This is a genomic window from Bacillus sp. SD127, from assembly GCF_058566445.1.
This window is the reverse complement of the sequence record NZ_CP191226.1, coordinates 3130712-3154070: the sequence shown is the minus strand read 5'-3', so window position 1 is coordinate 3154070 and position 23359 is coordinate 3130712. Positions and strand designations below refer to the sequence as shown.

Below are 23359 nucleotides of genomic sequence, written 5' to 3'. Positions count from 1 at the left end.
TATTAATTTTATGATTTCTCCTTTAGTTTACATGCATCTTCGGTTAATCTCAAAATTCGATCTTTGGCTTTTGATGCTTCCTCAGAATATGCTGAGGAAATTTAGGAATTATTTTTGATGGGGAGCAACAGTCTAGTATACCTTGATTTATGGATGTATCATAAAACAATTCTGTAAATACCTTTGCTTGTTACCTGAACGTATCTCGGACAGGTACAGAATCATAATCACTTCTATCATCTACTATCTCCCTTGCTAAAACACTGTTTTCTCCTGATAAAAAAGAGGACATTAAGTCCTCTTCTTACTTACGATATGTCTATTAGTATCTTTAATTCACACGTTTTTTACTGTGTTTTTGAAGCTTTGCTTTCAAGTGAAATAGGGTCTTCTGTTTTAGTTCTCCTAATCTTTACAGAAATACCTACTAGAATTACCGCCATCGTTGTAAATATTCCCATGGTTAATAAGATCGTATCATGATTTAAACTCCATCCAATTAAGAAAGAGATTATCGCTCCGCCGAAACTTGCCGAAGCAATAAATAAACTTGTAACTTCGTCAACGTACTTTTGAATAATGATTGATGCTAGTGTTAAAGCAATGGGAAATATGCCCGCTATACTTAGACCAATCAAAAATGTGCCACCCAATTGAAGTATTGGGTTATTTATATAAGAGAAGGCGATCAACAAAACAATTAAACAACTGCAACTAAATAGGAGGTACTTAGAAAAATCAAGCCTTCTGCTTACGAAACCAATCAGTATTCTTCCTATGATGATCCCTACCCAGAAAAAGGAGACACTGATAAGACTGATTTGTTCATTGTCTTGGTTTATCATAATTGAAGGTAAAAAGTTGGCGAAATTTGTTTCGATACCAGCATATAGAAAAGCAAAAAATACAAAAAAGCCTAATTGCTTTGATTTTTTTCTGTCTCCTATAAAGTATTGAAATGCTCCTACATTTGGCAAGGCCACTTGCTGGTTAGCATTCTTAGCGTACTTTCGGTTCTTGGATAAGAAAATTAACCACCCTGCTAATAGGACGAACAAAAAGGTGAATATGCAGTAATACGGTAAAAACCAGTTATTGATATTGATGAAGGAATTAATTAATAATGGGAAAGTTAAAGCGCCTAATCCAAAGAGGACTTCCAGCTTACTCATTTTTTCTGCATTACTTTCGAAATTAGCAATAACAAAGGAACCAACTGTCGTTTCTAATGTACCTGCTCCATATCCTAAGAGAAAAGCCATTACAACAATATAATACCAATCCTTAGTGAGAAAAAAGATACTTAACGCTGCAAGCATTATGATCAAAGCTAAAGTAAGTGTCCTAAAGTGACTGTATTTCTTAATCATTAACGGTGCGATTAATACCCCGCTTAGGAATCCGGTAAACTGAAAGAAAATGATGACCGAAATATCATCTGTTGTCTTGTTAAAAGACTCTAAAAGAAATGGTGTCAAACTTCCTGTTGATATATGGATAATACCCACTGTGAAAAAGAAAGCATATCCAAATAAATATGTCCCTCTTAACATTCATTACACCCCTATATGAAAAAGCAGGAAAATAAATTCCTGCTTTTTCAGTAACTTATCTCTTCGAAATACTAGTTGACTGCTAAAACAGACATTGTTTGAGAGTTGCTATCTTTCTCAAAGAACATTTCTAATACTTCCTGAGATCTAAAACCATCGTTAAAAGAAGGGATCTCAACCCAATCTTTCTGAGTTGATGAAATCCAATTGATTAACTCGCTTCTAAAAGAATCAGCCCACCCATAAAATTCGTTTGGCGGATCGTTTAAGAGACTTTGCGGCACTGGGCAGTCTACCACGTTCAAGCCATCTATGAGCTTGTAAACGTGAGGATTGCCTGTGTGGTATTTAAACTCTTTTTTGTGTCCAACTACCTCAATGCTAAAACCGCAGTCTTCAGGTACAGAACATTTTGATGTGATGATATTTACAAATACCTTGTTCTTCAGTTGACCATAAATTTCTGCATAGTCATCTACAAGTACCTGTTTATCCTCTTTTGTTTTTACATTTGTGTTCATCTTTGCCCTTACTGATTCTGTGATGAAATCACTCTCGAACAAATACCATACCATGTCGATAAGGTGAATACCCAGATCCCCCAATGACCCGCTGGTCTTCTTACTATTAGCGTCATCTCTCCAAGTAAACTTCTTACGTCTAAGTGCACTATTTTTCTTGAAGTGTACTTTTATGGACAGTATGTTACCTAGTTCATTATTGATAATTAAGCTTTTTAAGATATTTACGTAAGACAAATATCTATAATTAAATCCCATACTAGCTCTTACGTCTAACCTTTCAGCAGTATCTTTCATAATGCTTGCTTCTTCAAGAGAAATAGCCATAGGCTTTTCACACAATACATGCTTATGTTTTGCTAATGCTTGCAAAGCATGTTCTTTATGGCAAAAGTTTGGAGATGCTACAATTAAACCTTCTGAGACATCAATTAGTTCATCTACATTTTCATATGTCTTCCCACCGAAAGTTTTAACAAAGCTTTCCGCATTTTGTTGATTTATGTCATACACCCCTACTAACTCTGCATTTTTAATTGTAGATAAAGCAGTTGCGTGCGCTCTTGCAATACCGCCTGCACCTATGATACCAATCTTCTTCATACTCTATTTCCTCCTCATTATCCAATTAATTTTTTCAAGGTATTGGTAATTCCTTTTGAGTACTCACTATCGGTTATCAATTGATGCAGATTTTTGGCTTCTTGTGTTGCATTTTTAAGTAGATATCCATTTCCTACTGCCTGTAACATCCGAACATCATTTCCGCTATCTCCAAATGCGATAGCTTTTTCAGTATTTAGGTTGTATTTCTCTAACATAAACTTTACAATTTCATTCTTTCCTGTTCCCATGGGTATAAAATCTACATCATAGCTGTCTTCTGGATCACCTGCTAAGGGATTGCAACGATTTATATTAACTGAAACTCCGTATTCCTCGCAGATCTTTTCAATTGCTAATAGGTTTTTCTTGTCGTTTATTTCATCTTGTTCCTGATAATAAAAATTATGCTTATACCGTGACGTTCCTAATTGAGTTTGCGGATTCAAAAGAATGTTATGATTTTCATGTAACTGTTTTACAAGTATCTCAATCTTTTCTTTACTAAACTCTTCATTTATACGACTGTTCCACTCATTATCTTGCTGTCCGAAATTATGCTCTGAAAAGTACGTAATTTCAGTTCCAAGATCACTAGCTATAAAATGCGGGAAATATCTAAATTTTCCTCGTCCCATTTTATCGAGAATAGATTCTATACTGCTCCCGGTAACCCATCCGATGAGTAGTTCCCCATCTTTACTTTTTTGTTCTAGATAATCTTCGAGTTCATATATGTCTCGTTGTTTTTGTTCATCGATTGTATGCGGAAAATACGTTTCATCAAAATCACAAAAAACAATATACTTAGGATGGTCAACCTTGGATAACGTTTTATACTCTGACTTCTTGCTTAATAACATGAAACAGACCCTCCACTACTCTGTCTTGTTCTTCTAAAGTAAATGACGGATATAATGGCAAATGCAGTACCTGACTATGAGCTTTTTCCGTATGAACCAATTGGAGTTTTGTATACTTGTCCTGTACTAAAGGAGTTTTTTGCATATGAGACAGGATTGGATAATATACATCTGTTTGAACACCAAAACCTTCATTTAATTTCGTCATGATATTTGTCCTATCTTCTGTTCTTACCTTAATAGGAAACAGATGCCACACATGATCTTCACTTAATTCCGGTAATTCAATAAGACCTTTATTCTGTAATTCTGCTAATTGAGTAATGTATCTATCCGCCAAAAACAGTCTTTTGAAGTTGTTTAATGAAAGATACTTCATTCTCTCTAAACCAATAGCTGCTTGTAAATTGTCCATTTTTGAGTTAAGTCCAAAATCGATGACTTTCTTATTTTTCACATTTACTTCAAAACCATGATAACTAAATTGAATGCATTTTTTAGCGAGTTCTTCATTATCAGTTGCTATTGCTCCAGCCTTACCACATACACCAAAATTCTTATATGGATTAAAACTTAATGTGGTTATGTCTGCATCCTTTCCTAAGTCTGTCAGTCCAATTCCTTGGCAAGCATCCTCAATTACTTTCAATTGATAACGATTTGCGATTTGACGGATATGCTTCATGTCTGAATGTTTTCCGTATAAATGCACAGGCAGAATAAATTTTGTATAAGGAGTTATTGCTTCCTCGATTTTGTTAGGATCGATGCAGAATGTTTGCGGGTTAATATCTACATAGATAGGAACGCCTCCCAAAGCTAACACAGCATTTTCAGTAGCTGAAAAGCTATTAGCTGGCATGATCACTTCATCCCCGCGGTTTAACCCTAAAGCCAATAATCCTATCATAATAGCATCCGTTCCACTGCTAGTTGCAATTACATACCTTTTATGTAAATATGTAGATAAAACATCTTCGAATTGCTCTAAATAGGAACCACTCGTAAATTTTCCAGTTGGCAAAACTTTAGTTAAAGTATTTAAGATATCATCCACTTCATCATTGGTTATTAATCTGTCTACAGGCATAAAAGGGACTTTACTGATTTCACGATTTTTTTGGTAGTTGAAAAGGTCGTTTTCAATATCTGTATTTTCTTTTAATACTTGTTTCCACCGCTCGTTTGCAATACTGTCTTCAATAACAAGTTCTTTTCCTTGCATGTCACCTTTTAAGTGTTTTAGCAATAACATGTTTTCTTTACTTTTACCTGAAACTCTAACCTGTTTTTGCATGAACAGTACCTCCAATGATTTTTATAATCTGGAAAATTTGATACAAATTTATCCTAATTTCTGAAACCGATAACATGTCAATAACTTTTTTGAGGAAGGGAAAATATGCCTACAATTGATGAAATAGCAAAATTGTGCAATGTGTCTAAAACCACAGTATCAAGAGTATTGAATAATCATCCTTATGTATCAAAAGAAAAAAGAGATATGATCTTAGAGGCTATTAACGATCTTGACTACACTCCCAATTATTTAGCTCGGAATTTTAGGAGAAATAAGACACAAACGATAGCTTTATCGGTTCCGAGTATCGACCATCCATTTTTTGCTCAATTAATAAAAGGGGTCTCTCATGAAGCGCTGTTTAAGAATTACAAGGTCATTGTATTTCAAACCTTTTATGACAAACAGACAGAGCTGGAATTATTAGAGTTATTGAAACATAAAGAAGTTGATGGCATTATTCTTGGAACTTTAGAAAATGAATGGGATAAGATATCCCCTTTCTTAAAGTATGGTCCTATCTTATTGTGTAATGAATATCATCACTCAGCGGACATAACGATCATTGGGTATGATGAATTTGAAGCCGCATACATGGGGGTAGCACATTTAATTGAAAGAGGACATAAAAAAATTGGATTTTGTTTTGATACTCCATATAGCGAAGCTCAATGTCAGAGGAGAGAGGGTTACTTGAAAGCTTTACAAGATTACAATTTACATCATAGAAACGAATGGATATTCGGCGAATTGTTTAATATCGAGGATGGCTTTCGTGTTTTTCATAAGATAAAGGATCTAAAGGACAGACCCTCAGCAATATTTACAGGAAATGATCAAGTCGCCGCAGGGATTATTAAACAGGCGATAAAAAATGGCTTTAAAGTTCCAGAAGACTTAGCTGTAATTGGTTTTGACAACCATTCGATTTGCCAAGTCGTTACTCCGACCATAACAACAATTGATATTCCCATAATAGAATTAGGTCAACAGGCTGTGTTGAAAATAATCGAGTATATTTCGGGGAACACTTCTTTAAACAGAAAAATTATTAAGCTGCCAACAAATCTTATTATAAGAGAATCAACGTAACTATAAATTTTCACTTCCTTATCATTTTATCACTTTGTATAGAAAAAAGAGGTTATCATATATAACCTCTTTTTCAATCAGGAAATTTCACTTTCCTGCCTCATTTTGAAGTCTCCATACTCTGCAGAATAGAGTCGCTCCTGCCCTTTTCTTCCTAAGTATTCCTTTTTTTAACTAGGCATTGCTGCCGCTTATCGAACTCTCTTTGCCTTTTTTTTCACCATGAAGATGGTGAAGCAGACGATAAAACGGCGGCAAGAGGGCGATGACAAGGATGACGCGTATGACCTGAACCGCAACGACAAAGGTGGAATCGGCATGCAATGTAACAGACGTCGTCGCCATTTCTGCAATGCCGCCGGGTGCAAATGCCAAAACAGAGGTGATCAGCGAAATCCCTGTCAGTTTGGAAACGATCACCGCGCTTAAAAGCATAGCGGCAATTAAGCCGACTGATGAAATGAAACCGACGATCATGATACGTGTAACGCCGGCAAACATGCTTTTGTACATCTTAGAACCGATTGTAGCCCCCAGAAATATCTGCGAAAGATGGTTGGCCTGTGACGGCCACCATGCAAGCATGTCATGGCCTGTTATTGAAGCGCCGCCTATGTGCACGGCCGCTACACCGAGCATACTGCCGAGCAGCCACGGAGCGGGAAATTTTAAATATTTTGCCGCTTTACAAGCTCCCCAGGCAATGAAAATGAGAACGCCGGTCCACAGTACGGGAGCGAGCCCGATTTCTGTCGTAGCAGCGGATACCGTTTGTGTTGCGGCACTTGCAGGGCCATCTTGTTTAGCGTAAATCAGGATAACCAAAAACGGAATAGACAGGACCACGAGCAGCACCCGCATCATTTGAACGAGACTGACAATAGCGGTATTGGCACCGACCTCCTGAGCAATACTCGGCATGGCGGACAGTCCGCCGGGAGCCGTGCCGACAAAGCTGGTCATCATATCCGTTTTGCTGAAACGCCACAGCACATAGCCTGACAGCATGGCAAGAAGTATCGATAAAATCAGCATGATGCCGACCGAAAACCAATGATCTTTGAGGACAGACAGAACGGATAGGTTCAGCTTTTGGCCCAATTCAATGCCGAGGATCATCTGCCCGAGAGCGAGCCACCGGCGGTTAATTCCTTTTTGGTCTGGCGCCATCATCAGCCAAGCCGGCCGTATCATAGCAAGACAGCAGGCGACAATCAGCGTTCCGATCATCCATCCGATCGATATTCCGGTTAACGAAAGAATAAACCCCCCGGCTGCACTGATTGCGATAAACCATAGATCTGTGAGGAGATTTTTGTCTTTCTTCAATATAAAACCCTTCTTCCTATTAACTTACAGCTCCAATTGTTCATGTAGTGAATGTATGATTACTATAGTATATTTTTGTTGATAAAGAAATTATGAATTTTTTTCTGTCAGCCATTGATTTTTCTTATGACCTTATATTCAATCCTCTCCATGATATGAGACTGCAAGAAACCGGCGGCGAGAAGACACACGGAAAGAGTGTAAAACATGATTTCTCCGCCAAACGAAGTCAGGATCAGTCCGCCGGCCAGCGGTCCGATTGACCGTGAAATATCCCAATGCAAGCCGTATATCGCATAAAAACGGCCGAGCATATGCGGCGGCGCCAGCCGGGAAATAAAGGTTTGGATATGAGTGAGTCCGATGCTTTCTCCAACCGTCATCACGGCAGCAGTCAGCATAAGCAGCGTTAAAGATGTTGAGAATGCAAAGCCGGCGGCCGCAAGTGAGTAGCTGATATAGGTGATGAGAAGAATCGTTTTCATCGATAACTTTTCTGTCCATTTTACTAGAGGTACTTGAAGAACAAAGCTTAATAAAGCTTTTGCCGCCGAATAGATTGCCAGCATGGACAGGTAATCAGAAAACATACTTTTGCTGAACAGCCTGTATGTCGTTTCTGTTTGCGCGTATAACATGCTGATTGGGAGAGAAAGCAGCAAAAGGATCAAAACAGGCCGATATCTTGTGAAACGCGCGGATAATGCTGCGGGATGATCGGCTTTTAGCGGCTTTGTTTCTGGTAATTTAAAGGCGGCGATAAGAAAATAAATGAACAGCGCCGCGGCATCTAATGCAAATATCCAAACGGGATCATGAGCGTACAGCAGCAGCCCAAGCAGCGGACCTGCCGTCAAGCCTGCTGAGTAGATGGCATTGATGACGGCAAAAACTTCCGAACGTCTGCTTTCCGGCGTGCTTTCGGCGATCTGTGCGCGTGATGCAGGAATGTACAGGGATCTGCCGATGCCGTTGAGGATATAAAGGAAAGCGAAAAAATACGCATCATGAGCAAAAAACAAAACCCGCCATTGCCGCTGTTTGCAGAAGCAGGGCAGTCAGGATCGCTGTTCGCCGTCCGAGCTGATCTGTCACACGTCCCGCTATGAGTGTCAGGCAAATATCAGCGAAGGGCTGAAGACTGATGATAAGCATGGGAAGCATCACGCTTCCGTTTAATTGCTCATGCAGATACAGCACCATAAACGGCCCCATCATGGCCCCTGTCAGGCTTGTCAGCATTTCGCCGAAAAATCGGAGCCAAACGGGTGCTGTGTAGCGGGATTTAATTGATTGGAAGAGGATAAACATGTGATTTCCGCCTTTCGCTGTTTGATATAGTAGTAGTGTATAGAAGGGGCGGCGGGCCAAAAAGAGAAGAAAATAAGAGAAAAAGATTCCCCTTTTTTGTCAGGAGGTGCAGGGATTGAAGCTGATTGACCACTATGTGGCGCTCGCAAAAGCTGAGAGCGGCGAACCGGGACAGATGAAGGAAATGCCGCTCAGTGAGATTGCGGCTTGTTTATATTGTACAGAGAGAAATGCGAAGCTGATTTTACATAAGATGGAGAGCAAAAAATGGATCATTCGTGAAAGCGGATCGGGGCGCGGCCATAAATCAAAAATCGCTTTTCTCCGTCAGCCGGAAGATTTGCTGCTTCAAACTGCCAAGGAATATACAACAGCCGGTAAACTTGAAAAAGCAAAAGAACTGCTTGACCATTATCAGCCGGCGTTTCCGGGGATTCAAAATATGTATGACATGTGGTTTTCTGAGGTGTTCGGTTTTGTAACAGAAACCGGACAGGATGGTGAACAGGATGTGCTGCGCTTGTTTATAGCCCCAGCAGCGGTAAGCAGTTTTGATCCGTGCAGGATCTTTCTGCGATCAGAGGGCCATTTTGTCAAGCAGATTTATGATACACTGCTCCGATTTGATCGGGAAAAGAGAGAGCCGCAGCCGCATTTAATCCACGGATGGAATAAGGCAGGGAAAAAAAGGTGGCGATTTTTTCTTCGGAAAGGCGTTTCTTTTCATAATGGAAAGCCATTGACGTCAAGGGATGTTGTATTTACGTTTCAGCGTTTTATGGATCATGATGAAAATCCATATAAATGGCTGCTGAAAGGTGTTGAACGGATTTCAGAGAAAGGGCCTTTTTGTGTGGACATTGAGCTCGATCAGCCGAATGAGCTTTTGCCGTATATTCTTTGTGATGAACGGCTGTCTATCCTGCCGGCAGAAACGAACGGCGGGGTGAATGGGACGGGACCTTTTTGCCTTGTTCAGCATGACGAACACATGCTCATTCTTCAAGCCAACGAGCGTTACTTTAAGGGCCGGGCATTCTTAGATCGTATTGAGTTTGTGCTTTCTGAGCAAGCAGATGATATGTACGGTTTTACCCTTCGAGAAAAACAGAAACCTCCTGAGAGGCAAACTGTTTTTGAAGAACGGCATGTTCAATATTTGTCACTAAACCTCAGAAAGAAAGGGCCGCTTCAGCATCCAAGCTTGAGAAAAGCCCTTCGGCTGCTGATTTCATCTGAACAGCTCGTTCGTGAGGCGGGAGGACACAGAAGCATTCCGGTATCATCTTTTTTCCCCCCGGCGCCTTTTGACTGGGGATATGCTTCACCTGCGGAATTAATAAAAAAAAGCGGATATGCGGGGGAAACGCTGTCACTGTTTACCTTTTCTGAAACAGATCATCGCGAGGACGCAGCATGGATTCAAGAGGTTTGTGAACGGAACGGCATTAGGCTTGACCTGGAATTTTGTGCTGCTGCCGATTTGCGCCGCCCGGAAATCGTACAAATGGCTGACATCATTCATGACAGCGCAACGTTTTATGAAGAAAGCGAGTTTGGTTTTTTGCATTTGCTGCTTTCGGAGAACAGCTTTTTGCATCAGCATCTTTCAGATGAACAGAAACGGACATTTTCAGAAATGATAGAACGGTTTTTCTCATTGCGCGACCTGCCTTCCAGAATGAATATAGTAAAACAAATTGACCGTCAGCTTATAGGCGATGTCAGCGCGATTCCGCTGTATCAAAATGTGCTTGAGGTTGCATCGAGTGAAACTGTTGAGGGTCTGATGCTGGATGAAGAGGGGTGGATTGATTTTTACTCTGTATGGCTGTCAAAAGAGTGAAGAGGGCTCTCATTTGCCCCCTCTTATCTTCCTGTTACGCAGCCATTTTGCGGCAGTGATCGGCGCAGGCAAAGCAAGACGTCGCACACGCTTGGCAATGATCATGATCATGCTTTTCGCATTCAGTGCCGCAGGCTTCACAAATATCGGCGCAAAGTGCGCAAATTTCTTTCATAAAGGGGCTGTCCGTTTGCATGGCTTTCACTGCCAGCGCGCAAATATCCGCACATTCCCTGTCAAGCCGGATGCAGCCGCTCAGATCGTGGTGCGCACTTTCTTCTAAACATTTTGTAAAACAATGGTTGCAAGCTTCCATACATTCGATACAAGCTTCAATGGTTTGCTGCATGCTTGATTCCCCCTCATATGTTCGTGTATGATTTTATGTTTCCCGGCTGAGGTTAAGAAAAACAGTGGAGTGTGTTTTAGGGGGAGAGGGTGTAAATATAATCTGATCGTGTCTATCAAAATCGTGTGCTAGCGATCCATCAAATAGTATAAAAACCAGACAGCATGATTTTGTTCATCTCGTGCGGCGCGCGTAAAGATACCCTTTGCCTTTACATTTGAGGTTTCCTCAGCTGCGCGTAAGTAAAAGTCAACGGTTTTTTGTTCATCTTTAAAAGCGGCATCAAGTCCTCTTGTAAAAGTGTCCGGGCATTTCTCTGTTTGTTTCGGCATGATAGGTTTGCCTGTAATGGCTCCGTATAATGAGGAGAAATTACGGAGATGGCGGATCTCATCGCGCCTGATTTCTTCAATTTGTTTTCTGACATCGGCAGGGTGGGCAAGTTCAGCAAGCCTGCGGTAGCATTGAACCGCGCTGAATTCTCCGTTGATGGCTTTCTGGAGATTTTGAATCAAAACAGGGTCTTCCCGATATTGCGCTGGATAAGGAAAATAGCTGTAATACAAGGGGTTCAACTCCATTCTTAAGGAATTGGGCTTCTGTAAAAGTATATGTGAGGCCAGAAAACATGTGCGGAGAAATTCAGCTTCTCATAAGTGAAAAGGCCGTTTTTACCAATAGATCAGATTGGTCATTTTCGTCAATGTTCGATAAAATATAAACAGATAAAAAGAGAGGGGTCTTCTAATTTGGGAGCAGAGTTTTTAGTAGGCAGGTCCGGGAGTGGAAAAACGAAGCTGATCATCGACAGCATTCAAGATGAACTGCGCCGGGCTCCATTCGGGAAACCGATCATTTTTCTAGTCCCGGATCAAATGACGTTTTTAATGGAATACGAGCTTGCTAAAACGCCTGATACGGGCGGCATGATTCGTGCTCAAGTCTTCAGCTTTTCACGACTGGCCTGGCGCGTCCTCCAGCATACGGGAGGAATGAGCAGGCCGTTTCTTACGAGCACGGGCGTACAGATGCTCCTGCGGAAGCTCATTGAAGAGCACAAACAGGAGTTTAAAGTCTATCAAAAAGCAAGTGATAAAAGCGGTTTTACCGCACAGGTAGAACGGATGCTGACTGAGTTTAAGAGATACTGTCTGGAACCGGAAGATATTCGACGGATGGCGGATAGCGGAACAGCTTCCGAGTATCGGGGGGAACGTGTTTTATCTGAAAAGCTTCATGATTTATCGATCCTGTACCAGCAGATGGAAAAAAGCCTTGAGGATCAGTATCTTCATTCTGAGGATTATTTGACACTATTGGCAGAGCATATCCCGCAGGCGGAAGATTTGAAAGGGGCACATGTCTATGTAGACGGCTTTTATCAGTTTACACCGCAGGAATTCAGGGTGTTAGAGCAGCTTATGCTTCAGGCAGAGCATATCACGTTTTCACTCACAGCGGACAAGCCGTCACATGAGGGGGAGCCGCAGGAACTTGATTTGTTCAGAATGACGGGAAAAACGTATTATCGCCTCCACCAGACGGCAAAGGAACTGAATCTGGACATCACCTATAAAGAGCTTGATGAATCAAAGCGGCACAAGCGCGCACCGGAATTAGCCCATTTAGAAGCACAGTATGAAGCGCGTCCGGTTATTCCGTTTGCTGAGAAACAAGAGGCTTTTACCGTGATGCAGGCCGCAAACAGACGAGCAGAGCTGGAAGGTATTGCCCGGGAAATCCACAGCCTTGTCAGAGAGAAGGGCTACCGTTACAAGGATATGGCGATTCTAGCGCGTCAGCCGGAAGACTATAAGGATATGGTCAAGGAAGTATTTGCAGATTACGAGATTCCTTATTTTATTGACGGGAAAACATCTATGCTGAACCACCCGTTAGTAGAATTTATCCGGTCAAGCCTTGACGTATTAAAGGGAAATTGGCGTTATGAAGCGGTGTTCCGCTGCGTGAAAACCGAACTGTTATTCCCGCTTAACCAGCCGAAGGCCAAGGTAAGAGAGCAGGTTGATCAGCTGGAGAATTACTGCATCGCTTACGGGATCAAAGGCGATCGCTGGACAAAGGGTGACCGTTTCCATTACAGACGTTTTGTGTCGTTAGATGATGAATTTGCGCAGACCGATCAAGAAATCGAAATGGAAAACATGCTGAATGACACGCGCGATTGGATTGTTCTGCCGCTGTTCCAGCTGCAGAAACGAATGAAAAAAGCAAAAACGGTTCAAGAGAAGGCGGAGGCGCTTTACCGTTATTTAGAAGAGACAGATGTGCCGCTGAAGCTGGATCAGGAAAGACAGCGGGCTGAGGAAGACGGCAGAATCATTGAAGCACAGCAGCACCAGCAGGCGTGGGATGCAGTCATTCAGCTGCTTGAGGAGTTTGTGGAAATGATGGGCGAAGATGACATTTCTCTCGATTTGTTTCAGCAAATGATGGAGACTGGTGCAGAGTCGCTGACATTCTCTCTCATCCCTCCGGCGCTTGATCAGGTGTTTGTCGGCAATATGGATTTGTCCAGAATATACGGCACCTCATGCACCTTTGTGATCGGGGCAAACGACGGCGTCCTGCCGGCTCGCCCTGACGAAAACGGGGTGCTGTCGGATGATGATCGTGAGTGGCTGAAGACGATAGGTATAGAGCTTTCCTCCGGCGGGCGGGAGCGTCTGCTTGATGAGCATTTCCTCATCTATATGGCGCTTTCAAGCCCGTCTGACCGCCTTTATGTGACGTATCCGATTGCTGATGCGGAAGGGAAAACGCTTTTGCCGTCGATTGTAATCAAGCGGCTGGAAGAACTGTTTCCGCAGCATCGTGAGCGTCTATTGACAAATGAACCGGAGCAGGTCAGCGATGAGGAACAGCTTATGTACCTTGTCAATAAAAGCGTGGCACAATCATACACCGCTAGCCAGCTCAGATTATGGACGAGGGAATATGAGATCAGCGACGTCTGGTGGAGCGCGTATAATGCGCTGATGAATGAACCTGACAGGCTGGAATCGAAAAAGCTTTTCTCTAGCCTGTTTTTCCGAAATGAAGTCAAGCAGCTTGAACGCTCTGTATCGAGACAGCTCTATGGTGAACGCATTCAAGGGAGCGTGTCGAGGATGGAAACCTTTAACGCTTGCCCGTTCTCCCATTTTGCGTCCCACGGGTTGCATCTGAAGGAACGTCAATTTTTCAAGCTTGAAGCACCGGATATCGGGCAGCTGTTTCACTCCAGCTTAAAACTGATTTCAGACCGGCTTCGTGAGCAAAAAATAGATTGGCGCGACCTAACGAAGGAGCAGTGCGAGCTGTTTTCTTATGATGCGGTCGAGCGGCTGGCGCCGAAACTGCAAAAAGAAATTCTGCTCAGTTCAAACAGACATTATTACGTGAAGGAAAAACTGCAAAAAATTGTGACACGCGTATCCGGCATTTTAAGCGAGCATGCAAAAGCGAGCGGATTCGTGCCGATCGGCCTTGAATTGGGCTTTGGCGGAAAGGGCCCGCTCCCGCCGCTTACCTTTAAGCTGAAAAACGGCTGTACGATGGAGCTCGTCGGGCGGATTGACCGCGTGGATAAAGCGGAAAGCTCTAAAGGCCTGCTCCTCCGAATTGTCGACTATAAATCCAGCGATAAAGGCCTTGACTTGGCGGAAGTGTATTACGGACTTGCGCTGCAAATGCTGACGTATCTGGATTTATCGATTACACATTCGTTAGACTGGCTAGGAATGAAAGCCACGCCGGCCGGAGTGCTGTATTTCCATATTCATGACCCGATGATCCAATCGAATCTTCCGCTCGGACTTGATGAAATTGAACAGGAAATTTTTAAGAAATTTAAGATGAAGGGCCTCCTCCTTGGTGATCAGGAAGCGATTCGCCTCATGGATACAACCCTTCAAGAAGGAAGATCAAATATCATCAATGCGGGCCTGAAGAAAGACGGCTCACTCAGATCGGATTCAGCGGCAGTCGGTGAAAAAGAATTTGAACTGTTGACGAAGCATGTGCGCCGCACCTTCCAAGAAGCAGGCGAGCAAATCACTGACGGGCGCGTATCCATTGAGCCGTATAAAATGAAGAACAAGACGCCTTGCACATACTGTGCGTTCAAATCAGTATGCCAATTTGATGAATCATTAGAAGAAAACGAGTATCGTCTGTTAAAGGCCGAAAAGGACAAGACGGTACTTGATTGGATAAAGAAGGAGGCTGATGGCAATGAACATTCCTAAACCGGCAGACAGCACATGGACAGATGACCAGTGGAATGCCATCGTCTCAACCGGCCAGGATATCCTTGTGGCAGCGGCGGCAGGCTCCGGCAAAACCGCTGTTCTTGTCGAAAGAATGATCCGGAAAATCACGGCGGAAGAAAATCCGATTGATGTAGACCGGCTTCTCGTTGTCACCTTTACAAACGCCTCAGCGGCAGAGATGAAACACCGGATCGCGGATGCACTGGAAAAAGAGCTGGTGAAACGCCCAGGATCACTGCATATCCGACGCCAGCTGTCGCTGTTAAACCGGGCCAGCATTTCAACGCTTCATTCGTTTTGCCTGCAGGTGCTGAAAAAATATTACTACCTGATTGATCTTGATCCGGGCTTTCGGATTGCTGATCAGACAGAAGGCGAGCTTCTCGGGGACGAGGTGCTTGATGAGCTGTTTGAGGATGAATATGCAAAGGGTGATAAGGCGTTCTTTGAGCTTGTCGACCGCTACACGACTGACCGGCATGACTTAGATCTGCAATATCTCGTGAAACAGGTGTACGAGTATTCCCGTTCCCATCCTGATCCGGAGACATGGCTGAAAAGCTTTGTTCATTTGTATGATGTAACAGAAAAGAGCGCGATCGAGGAACTGCCGTTTTATCCGTATGTCAAAGAAGATATTGCGATGGTGCTGAACGGAGCAAAGGAAAAGCTGCAGCGTGCCCTTGAGCTGACAAAAGCGCCGGGCGGACCTGCGCCGCGCGCTGAAAATTTTCTCGATGATCTCGCGCAGATTGATGACCTGATTCAGCATCAGGATGACTTCAATGAACTTTATCAACGCGTGCCCGCTGTCTCCTTTAAGCGTGCAAAAGCGGTGAAAGGGGACGAGTTCGATTCCGTCTTGCTTGATGAAGCGACAGACTTAAGAAATGGCGCCAAAAAACTGCTTGAAAAACTTAAAACCGATTACTTCACCAGAAGCCCGGAGCAGCATGTAAAAAGTTTGGCTGACATGGAGCCTGTCATTGAAACACTCGTCCAGCTTGTTATCAGCTACGGGAAACGGTTTGAAGCCGCGAAGCAGGAGAAATCGCTTATCGATTTTTCTGATTTGGAGCATTATTGCCTGTCCATCTTGACCGCTGTGAACGAAAAAGGCGAACGTGAGCCGAGTGAGGCGGCAAGATTTTATCAAGAGCAGTTTCATGAGGTGCTTGTCGATGAATATCAGGATACCAACCTGGTGCAAGAATCCATTCTTCAGCTCGTCACAAGCGGGCCGGAAGAGACAGGCAACCTGTTTATGGTAGGAGATGTCAAACAGTCGATTTATCGATTCAGGCTTGCGGAGCCGCTTCTTTTTCTTTCAAAGTACAAACGGTTTACAGAGAGCGGAGAAGGTACTGGCCGGAAAATCGACTTGAACAAAAACTTTCGAAGCAGGGCTGATATTTTAGACAGCACAAACTTTTTGTTCAAACAGCTGATGGGCGGCAAAATCGGCGAGGTCGATTATGATGAACAGGCTGAGCTGAAACTCGGAGCGGCGTATCCGGAAAACAACGAAACGGAAACAGAGCTGCTGCTGATTGACAAGTCAGAGGAGGCGGACGCAGGCGAGGAAGCGGAAGAGCTGGAAACGGTGCAGTTCGAAGCTAAAGCGATCGCTAAAGAAATACGCAAGCTGATCTCATCGCCATTTAAAGTATATGACGGGAAAACGAAGACACATCGCAATATTCAATACCGCGATATCGTGATTTTGCTGCGATCGATGCCGTGGGCGCCGCAAATCATGGAGGAACTGCGAGCTCAGGGCATACCGGTTTACGCCAATTTAACATCAGGCTACTTTGATGCGGTAGAAGTGTCTGTGGTGCTTTCTGTCCTGAAGGTGATTGATAACCCGTATCAGGATATTCCGCTTGCTTCCGTTCTGCGTTCACCGATTGTCGGTGCTGACGAGAACGAGCTGTCTTTGATCCGGCTTGAAAACAAAAAGGCGCCGTACTATGAAGCAATGAAAGACTATTTGGCAGCCGGCGACCGAAACGATGAGCTCTATCAAAAGCTGCAAACGTTTTACGGACATTTGCAAAAGTGGCGCGCTTTTTCGAAAAACCATTCGGTGTCCGAGCTGATCTGGGAAGTGTACCGCGACACAAAATATATGGATTATGTCGGCGGGATGCCGGGCGGAAAACAGCGCCAGGCTAACTTGCGCGTCCTTTATGACCGGGCGCGCCAATATGAATCGACGGCATTTCGCGGCCTGTTTCGATTCTTGAGGTTTATCGAACGCATGCAGGAACGCGGCGATGATCTGGGAACGGCGAGAGCGTTGACCGAACAGGAGGATGTTGTCCGTTTGATGACGATTCACAGCAGCAAAGGGCTCGAATTTCCAGTCGTCTTCACAGCGGGACTCGGCCGGAATTTCAACATGATGGATCTCAACAAATCCTACCTGCTGGACAAGGAGCTTGGGTTTGGCACGAAATTTATCCATCCTGAATGGCGCATCAGCTATCCGACGCTTCCGCTCATCGCGATGAAGAAAAAAATGCGCAGGGAACTGCTGTCTGAGGAATTGCGTGTCCTCTATGTTGCTTTAACGAGGGCAAAGGAAAAGCTGTTTCTTGTAGGCTCATGCAAGGATCATCAGAAACAGCTGGCAAAATGGCAGGCATCCGCGTCCCAAGCTGACTGGCTTCTGCCAGAATTTGACCGCTATCAGGCGAAAACGTATTTGGATTTCATCGGACCAGCTCTTGTCAGACACAGAGACTTGGAGTCTTTAGCTGAGGGCGGTACGGCAGCGGTTTCTGATATATCAGGCCATCCGGCCCGCTTTGCTATTCAAATGATCCATTCATATGATCTGCTTGATGATGAGCTGGAAGAGAGACTGGAAGAAAAAAGTGAACGTCTTGAAGCGATCCGCCGTGGTGAACCGGTTCCCGGCCCGTTTGCATTTGAGGAAAAAGCTCGCGAGCGGCTGGCTTGGAAGTATTCGCATCACGAGGTGACACAAATTCGCACGAAGCAGTCCGTTTCTGAGATTAAGAGAAGAAGAGAGTACGAAGACGAATACAGCGGACGGGCGCCCGTTAAACCGGCTGATGGAAGCATTCTGTACAGACGCCCGGCTTTCATGATGAAAAAAGGCCTGACAGCAGCAGAAAAAGGAACAGCTATGCATACGGTCATGCAGCATATTCCGCTGACACATGTGCCGACGATAGAAGAAGCGGAGCGGACAGTGCAGCATCTTTATGAAAAAGAGCTGCTCACCGAAGAACAGCAATCCGCTATCAATATCGAGGAAATCGTTCAATTTTTCCATACGGAAATTGGCGAAAAACTGATCGGCGCTAAATGGAAGAACCGCGAAGTTCCATTCAGTTTGGCGCTTCCGGCAAAAGAGATTTATCCTGATGCGAAAGAGGCGGATGAGCCGCTATTGGTGCAGGGGATCATCGATTGTCTCTACGAAACAGAGGATGGCTTATATTTGCTGGACTATAAAACAGACCGAATTGAGGGTAAATTCCAGCACGGCTTTGAAGGAGCAGCCCCGATCCTGAAAAAGAGATATGAAACGCAAATTCAGCTGTACACAAGGGCCGTTGAACAAATTGCTCAAACGAAGGTAAAAGGGTGTGCGCTTTATTTCTTTGACGGAGGGCACATTCTGACTTTATAACGAGATCCATAAGCTCCGGGAATTCAGACGGAGCGGATCTCGTTTTCTATACAAAAGAGAGGTGAACGCATTTGCGGATTTTACATACGGCTGACTGGCATCTAGGAAAAACGCTTGAAGGAAGAAGCAGGCTGAGTGAACAGGCGGATGTATTGGACGAACTGAATACAATCGTAAAGGAAGAGCAGATCGATGCTATTGTGATGGCGGGAGACGCGTTTGATACCGTGAACCCGCCGGCTTTAGCCGAGCAGTTATTTTATGAAAGCCTGTCCGCTCTCAGTGACAGAGGAAAGCGCCCGATCGTTGTCATTGCCGGAAACCATGATAATCCTGACAGATTGTCCGCTGCTTCACCGCTGACACATGAGAACGGCATTTATTTAATCGGCTATCCGACAACTGAACCGCTTCATATAGAAGTGCCTTCAGCAGGTGAGCTTTTGGCTGTCGGAGCGCTGGCATACCCGTCTGAGGCACGGTTAAATGAGGTTCTTTCCGATACATTTGATGAGAAGCTTCTCCGTGATCACTATGATGTGAAAATCAGTCAGGCATTTGAACAGATTACAAGCCGCTTCCGAAAAGACGCCGTAAAGATTGCCGCCAGCCATATTTATGTTGCGGGCGGCAACCAAACGGACTCGGAGCGGCCGATTGAAGTCGGCGGCGCTTATACGGTGGCCGCTGAAAGCCTGCCGGCGGATGCCGCTTACGTGGCGCTTGGCCATTTGCATCGGCCGCAAACGATTAAACGGGCGCGAACGCTTGCGCGGTATTCTGGATCTCCGCTGGCCTACAGCTTTTCTGAGGCAGGCTACGCCAAATCGGTGACCATTGTAGACGCAAAGCCTGGCGAAGAGGCCTCATGGCATGAGGTTTTATTATCAAGCGGCAAGTCTCTCGTGAAATGGAAAGCGCAAAATGGTTTAAGCGAGGTATACAGCTGGCTCGATGAAGGCAGGGATCAGAATGCCTGGATTGATCTTGAAATCCGTGTGACGGACCAGCTGTCACTTGAAGACATTCACAGACTGCGAAAAGCACATCCGGGCTTTATCCATATCAGGCCGGTCTTTGAAGAACAAAATAGTGAGCGCGAACGGATCGAGGTTAAGCATGTGTCCATCGAAGACCGTTTTAAGAAATTTTATGAAAAACAGACAGGCGGCGCAGTGCCGGATGATGAAATGGTGAAGCTGTTTTTAGAGCTTGCATCAGGCGCAGAAGATGAGGAGGAAGCAAGATGAAGCCGATCGCCTTAACGATAAAAGGGCTCCACAGCTTTAGGGAGGAGCAGACGATAGATTTTGACAGCCTTTCCGGTGCGGGTGTCTTCGGTATTTTCGGGCCGACAGGAAGCGGTAAATCCTCGATCCTTGATGCGATGACCCTTGCTTTATACGGAAAGGTAGAGCGGGCGGCGAACAATACGCACGGGATCTTAAACCATGCGGAAGATTCGCTGACTGTTTCCTTTACCTTTGCGCTTCAGACCAATCATCAAACCTCTTACAAAGTCGAGCGTGTGTTTAAGAGAACGGATGAAATGAAGGTGAAAACAGCACTTTGCCGTTTCATCGAGATCAAGGATGAGCAAACTGTGCTTGCTGATAAGGCCAATGAAGTGAACAAAAGAGTCGAGGAGCTCTTGGGGCTGACCATCGACGACTTTACGAGAGCGGTTGTGCTGCCGCAAGGGAAGTTTGCTGAATTTCTTTCCTTAAAAGGGGCGGAACGCAGGCATATGCTTCAGCGTTTATTCAATTTGGAACAGTATGGAGACCGCCTTGTGAAAAAGCTGAGACGGCAGGCGCAGGAAGCCAATGCGAGAAAAAACGAAATGCTTGCAGAGCAATCGGGTCTCGGCGAGGCGAGTTCAGAAGCGGTTGAACAAGCTGAACAAGCGGTTGAACAAGCGGAAGCCAAACTGGAATCAGTGAGAAAAAATCGTGATCAAATAAAAGAACGGTTTGCGGAGCATCAAGAGATCTGGAATGTCCAAAAGGAAAAAATCGTTTATGAAGCAGAGAAAAAGCAGCTTGAAGAGGAAGAACCGCATGTCGGCAGCATGCAAAAACGCCTGGCGGAAGCGGAAACAGCAGCCGCTTTAAAGCCGTATGCGGACCGGTACTTGGAAGCGGTACAGCATGAGGAGAAGGCCGCGAGGGAAGAAGTGCTTGCCCAAAAGGATTTAACAGAACGTACCGCTTTCTTTCAGCAAAAGAATGGAGAATATGAAGCGTGGCGCCGCCATAAAAGCGAGAAAGAGCCAGAGCTTTTAGCTGAGCAGGAACAGCTCTTCCGCTTGCAGGAGATCGAAATCAAATTGAGAGAGGCCCAGCAGGAGGCAGAGCGCAAACAGGCTGAACTTCAGCAGAAGGCCGAAAATCTTCAATCTGTCATGAAGGAATTAGAAACCGTAACTGACCGTCTTACAAGGGGACAAAACAGACAGACGGAATTAAAACAGCAGCTCAAAACCTTGCAGGTAACCACTGATGAGCGGAAAAGCTGCCAGCAGGCCGCTGAAATGGCTTTGCGGATCAGACAGACTGAGGAGCAGCTGGCAAAAGAGAAAAAACGCATTGACGCATTGAACCTTGTATTACAGAAGATGAATGAGGAAAAGAACACACTCGTTCAAAAGGCTGAAGCGGAAGAAAATAAAATCATACAGGCATATGAGGCTGTGCAAGCTGTGTATCATATGGTCTGCGAGACGGAACGATCCCTTACGCGTACTGCTGATCAGGCAAAACAGCGACAAAACACACTTCATACTCAGCGTGAGAAAGCAAGAATGGCGGCACTTACCAAGGAGTTATCGGAAAAATTGATTGCCGGAAAACCTTGCCCGGTCTGCGGTTCAACCGATCATGATCCGTCTGCCTCAGCACATGGGACATATGAGCCGGATCGCAACGTTGAAGCAGAAATCAAACAGACAGAAGATTTGCTGTCAGAAGCGGCGGCGCTCAGTCAGGAGATTCTTTCTGCCAAAATCACACTTGAAGAGCAGTCCGCCCGCTTTCTCGAGCAGTGTCCGTTTTTGAAATCGATTCAAGCGCCGACTCTTGAGGCAGCTGCTTCCTGCGAGAATCAGCCGGTGCAGGAAGCTTTTCATGCCGCAAAAATTGAATGGAAGCAAATCAAACAGGACATCCTGTCAGTCAAAACACGAATGACCCAAATGATTGGCGCATATCAGGAATCATTAAAAAAAGTCGAGCAGCTTAATGAAAGAATGAGTTTTGAAAAAAGAGAGGCTGACCGTATTGGCAGCATGATCGCAGAGCTTCAGTCCTCGATGGACAGCCAGCAGAAGATGTTTCATGAAGCATTTGAAGGCCAATCCCTGGATGAAGCGGAAAAATGGCAGCAAGCCATTGAAGAAAAGGATCGGGCCGCGGAAGAGTGCGAGAAACGAATTGAACGCAGTATCGCTTTTCTTTCTGAGCATGAGTCACAAAAGGAGCGGCTGCGGGAATCGAGCCATCAGCTTGAAAGGGAAAAACTGGAGCTTCACTATGCCGCAGAACGTACGAAGGGCGTCGTAGCTGATTATAAGCAGGAACTCGGAGACTATGTAAAAGAGGATTCCATCCAAACGAAGCTCCGCTCAGTTCAGCAGGATCTGAAATGTTTAAAGGAAAAAGAACAATCTCTATATGAAGAGCTGCAAAGCGCCCAAATGATGCTCAATCAGGCAAAAAGCCGCGCTTCAGCAAGCGAGCATACGCTTAAGGAAGCGGAAGAAAGGTTGAAAAAAGCGGAAGCGGATTGGCTTGAACATGCGAAAAGCACCCGCTTTGTCCGGGCTGACGAGGTGGAGCGCAGTCTTATCCCAGCCGATGAGCTTGAAAAGATCAAAGGCAGCATTGACCAGTTTTTGGATAAATGTAAGCAAAATGCCGCAAACTTAAAACGTGTGTCTGATAAGCTCGCCGGCAGATCCTTATCCGAAAGTGAATGGAACGAAACCGTCACGTCCTTAAAAGAAGCCGAGGAGGCATTTGGGACTGCTATGGAAGAAAAAGGAGCGGCGGCCAAAGCACTGGCTGTGATCCGCGACCATCACAAACGTTTCAATGAAATTGAAGCTGAGCTGAAAAAATGGCAGACCCATATCGACAGGCTGGACAAGCTTCAAGCAGTGTTTAAAGGCAATACGTTCGTTGAATTTTTAGCTGAGGAACAGCTTGAAAGTGTTGCACGGGATGCGTCAGCACGGCTCGGCGTGCTGACAAGACAGCGTTATGCCATTGAAGTGGATTCAGAAGGCGGATTTGTGATGCGGGATGATGCCAATGGAGGTGTTAAGCGCCCGGTATCAAGCTTGTCAGGAGGGGAGACCTTCCTTACCTCGCTTTCTCTTGCTCTCGCACTTTCTGCACAGATCCAGCTTCGCGGTGAATACCCGCTGCAGTTCTTTTTCTTGGATGAAGGGTTTGGAACGCTTGACCAAGATCTGCTTGATACGGTTGTCACCGCCTTGGAAAAACTGCAATCAGACAATCTGTCTGTCGGCGTGATCAGCCATGTGCAGGAACTGCGGGCGCGGCTTCCGAAAAAGCTGATCGTACATCCGGCTGAACCTAGCGGACGCGGCACAAGGGTAACACTTGAGATGATGTAAGGGGGGCGCGGA

The 23359-nt window shown here is 44.8% G+C and carries 13 protein-coding genes and 1 pseudogene; 6 read left to right on the top strand and 8 right to left on the bottom strand.

All coding sequences use genetic code 11. The annotated features are described in order from the left end of the window. Window positions 1-347 precede the first annotated feature (347 nt). The 4 genes from glcP to ntdA form a co-directional block, all read right to left on the bottom strand. Window positions 348-1553, bottom strand: coding sequence for a glucose/mannose transporter GlcP (glcP, locus tag ACQVGS_RS16470; RefSeq protein WP_106020592.1), 1206 nt, complete (start codon window positions 1551-1553; stop codon window positions 348-350). Between the two features lie 71 nt (window positions 1554-1624). Continuing rightward, window positions 1625-2677, bottom strand: a complete 1053-nt coding sequence (gene ntdC, locus ACQVGS_RS16465; RefSeq protein ID WP_024120829.1) for a glucose-6-phosphate 3-dehydrogenase NdtC — start codon at window positions 2675-2677, stop codon at window positions 1625-1627. 17 nt (window positions 2678-2694) lie between these two features. Further along, window positions 2695-3540 (bottom strand): kanosamine-6-phosphate phosphatase, encoded by an 846-nt coding sequence (gene ntdB, locus ACQVGS_RS16460; protein WP_127695524.1) that lies wholly within the window; start codon window positions 3538-3540, stop codon window positions 2695-2697. Continuing rightward, the gene (gene ntdA, locus ACQVGS_RS16455; RefSeq protein ID WP_151174901.1) at window positions 3512-4837 is read right to left on the bottom strand and encodes a 3-dehydro-glucose-6-phosphate--glutamate transaminase; all 1326 of its coding nucleotides are present in this window, start codon (window positions 4835-4837) and stop codon (window positions 3512-3514) included. Before ntdA ends, ntdB begins: the two co-directional genes overlap by 29 nt. A 105-nt stretch (window positions 4838-4942) precedes the next feature. On the opposite strand from ntdA, the gene ntdR reads away from it, so the two are divergent. Further along, entirely contained in the window at window positions 4943-5932 is a 990-nt protein-coding gene (gene ntdR, locus ACQVGS_RS16450) for an NTD biosynthesis operon transcriptional regulator NtdR (protein ID WP_024120832.1), read from the top strand. 174 nt (window positions 5933-6106) lie between these two features. On the opposite strand, the gene ACQVGS_RS16445 is transcribed toward ntdR, so the two are convergent. Continuing rightward, entirely contained in the window at window positions 6107-7261 is a 1155-nt protein-coding gene (locus ACQVGS_RS16445; RefSeq protein WP_101863817.1) for an AbrB family transcriptional regulator, read from the bottom strand. Between the two features lie 107 nt (window positions 7262-7368). Further along, window positions 7369-8572 (bottom strand): annotated as a pseudogene (locus ACQVGS_RS16440) (MDR family MFS transporter). A gap of 115 nt (window positions 8573-8687) precedes the next feature. On the opposite strand from ACQVGS_RS16440, the gene ACQVGS_RS16435 reads away from it, so the two are divergent. After that, complete coding sequence (locus tag ACQVGS_RS16435) at window positions 8688-10418, top strand: SgrR family transcriptional regulator (RefSeq protein WP_491830307.1); 1731 nt, start codon at window positions 8688-8690, stop codon at window positions 10416-10418. A 34-nt stretch (window positions 10419-10452) separates the two neighbouring features. Here ACQVGS_RS16435 and ACQVGS_RS16430 read toward each other — a convergent pair whose 3' ends face one another. Both ACQVGS_RS16430 and ACQVGS_RS16425 read right to left on the bottom strand, forming a co-directional pair. Next, a complete protein-coding gene (locus ACQVGS_RS16430; protein WP_024120836.1) occupies window positions 10453-10767 on the bottom strand; it encodes a four-helix bundle copper-binding protein in 315 nt (104 codons plus the stop codon). 128 nt (window positions 10768-10895) lie between these two features. Continuing rightward, window positions 10896-11333 carry a ferritin family protein gene (locus tag ACQVGS_RS16425; RefSeq protein ID WP_151174904.1) on the bottom strand — a complete coding sequence of 146 codons (438 nt, stop codon included), beginning with the start codon at window positions 11331-11333 and terminating at the stop codon, window positions 10896-10898. A gap of 183 nt (window positions 11334-11516) precedes the next feature. On the opposite strand from ACQVGS_RS16425, the gene addB reads away from it, so the two are divergent. The 4 genes from addB to sbcC all read left to right on the top strand — a co-directional run bounded on the left by addB (window position 11517) and on the right by sbcC (window position 23347). Then, window positions 11517-15017 carry a helicase-exonuclease AddAB subunit AddB gene (addB, locus tag ACQVGS_RS16420; RefSeq protein WP_491830306.1) on the top strand — a complete coding sequence of 1167 codons (3501 nt, stop codon included), beginning with the start codon at window positions 11517-11519 and terminating at the stop codon, window positions 15015-15017. Further along, the gene (addA, locus tag ACQVGS_RS16415; RefSeq protein ID WP_491830305.1) at window positions 15004-18708 is read left to right on the top strand and encodes a helicase-exonuclease AddAB subunit AddA; all 3705 of its coding nucleotides are present in this window, start codon (window positions 15004-15006) and stop codon (window positions 18706-18708) included. The genes addB and addA overlap by 14 nt, the downstream gene beginning before the upstream one ends. Window positions 18709-18779: 71 nt before the next feature. Beyond that, window positions 18780-19958: an exonuclease subunit SbcD gene (gene sbcD / locus ACQVGS_RS16410; RefSeq protein WP_106020584.1), complete on the top strand. Its 1179-nt coding sequence runs from the start codon at window positions 18780-18782 to the stop codon at window positions 19956-19958. Then, a complete protein-coding gene (sbcC, locus tag ACQVGS_RS16405; RefSeq protein WP_487446114.1) occupies window positions 19955-23347 on the top strand; it encodes an exonuclease subunit SbcC in 3393 nt (1130 codons plus the stop codon). The genes sbcD and sbcC overlap by 4 nt, the downstream gene beginning before the upstream one ends. Window positions 23348-23359 lie beyond the last annotated feature (12 nt).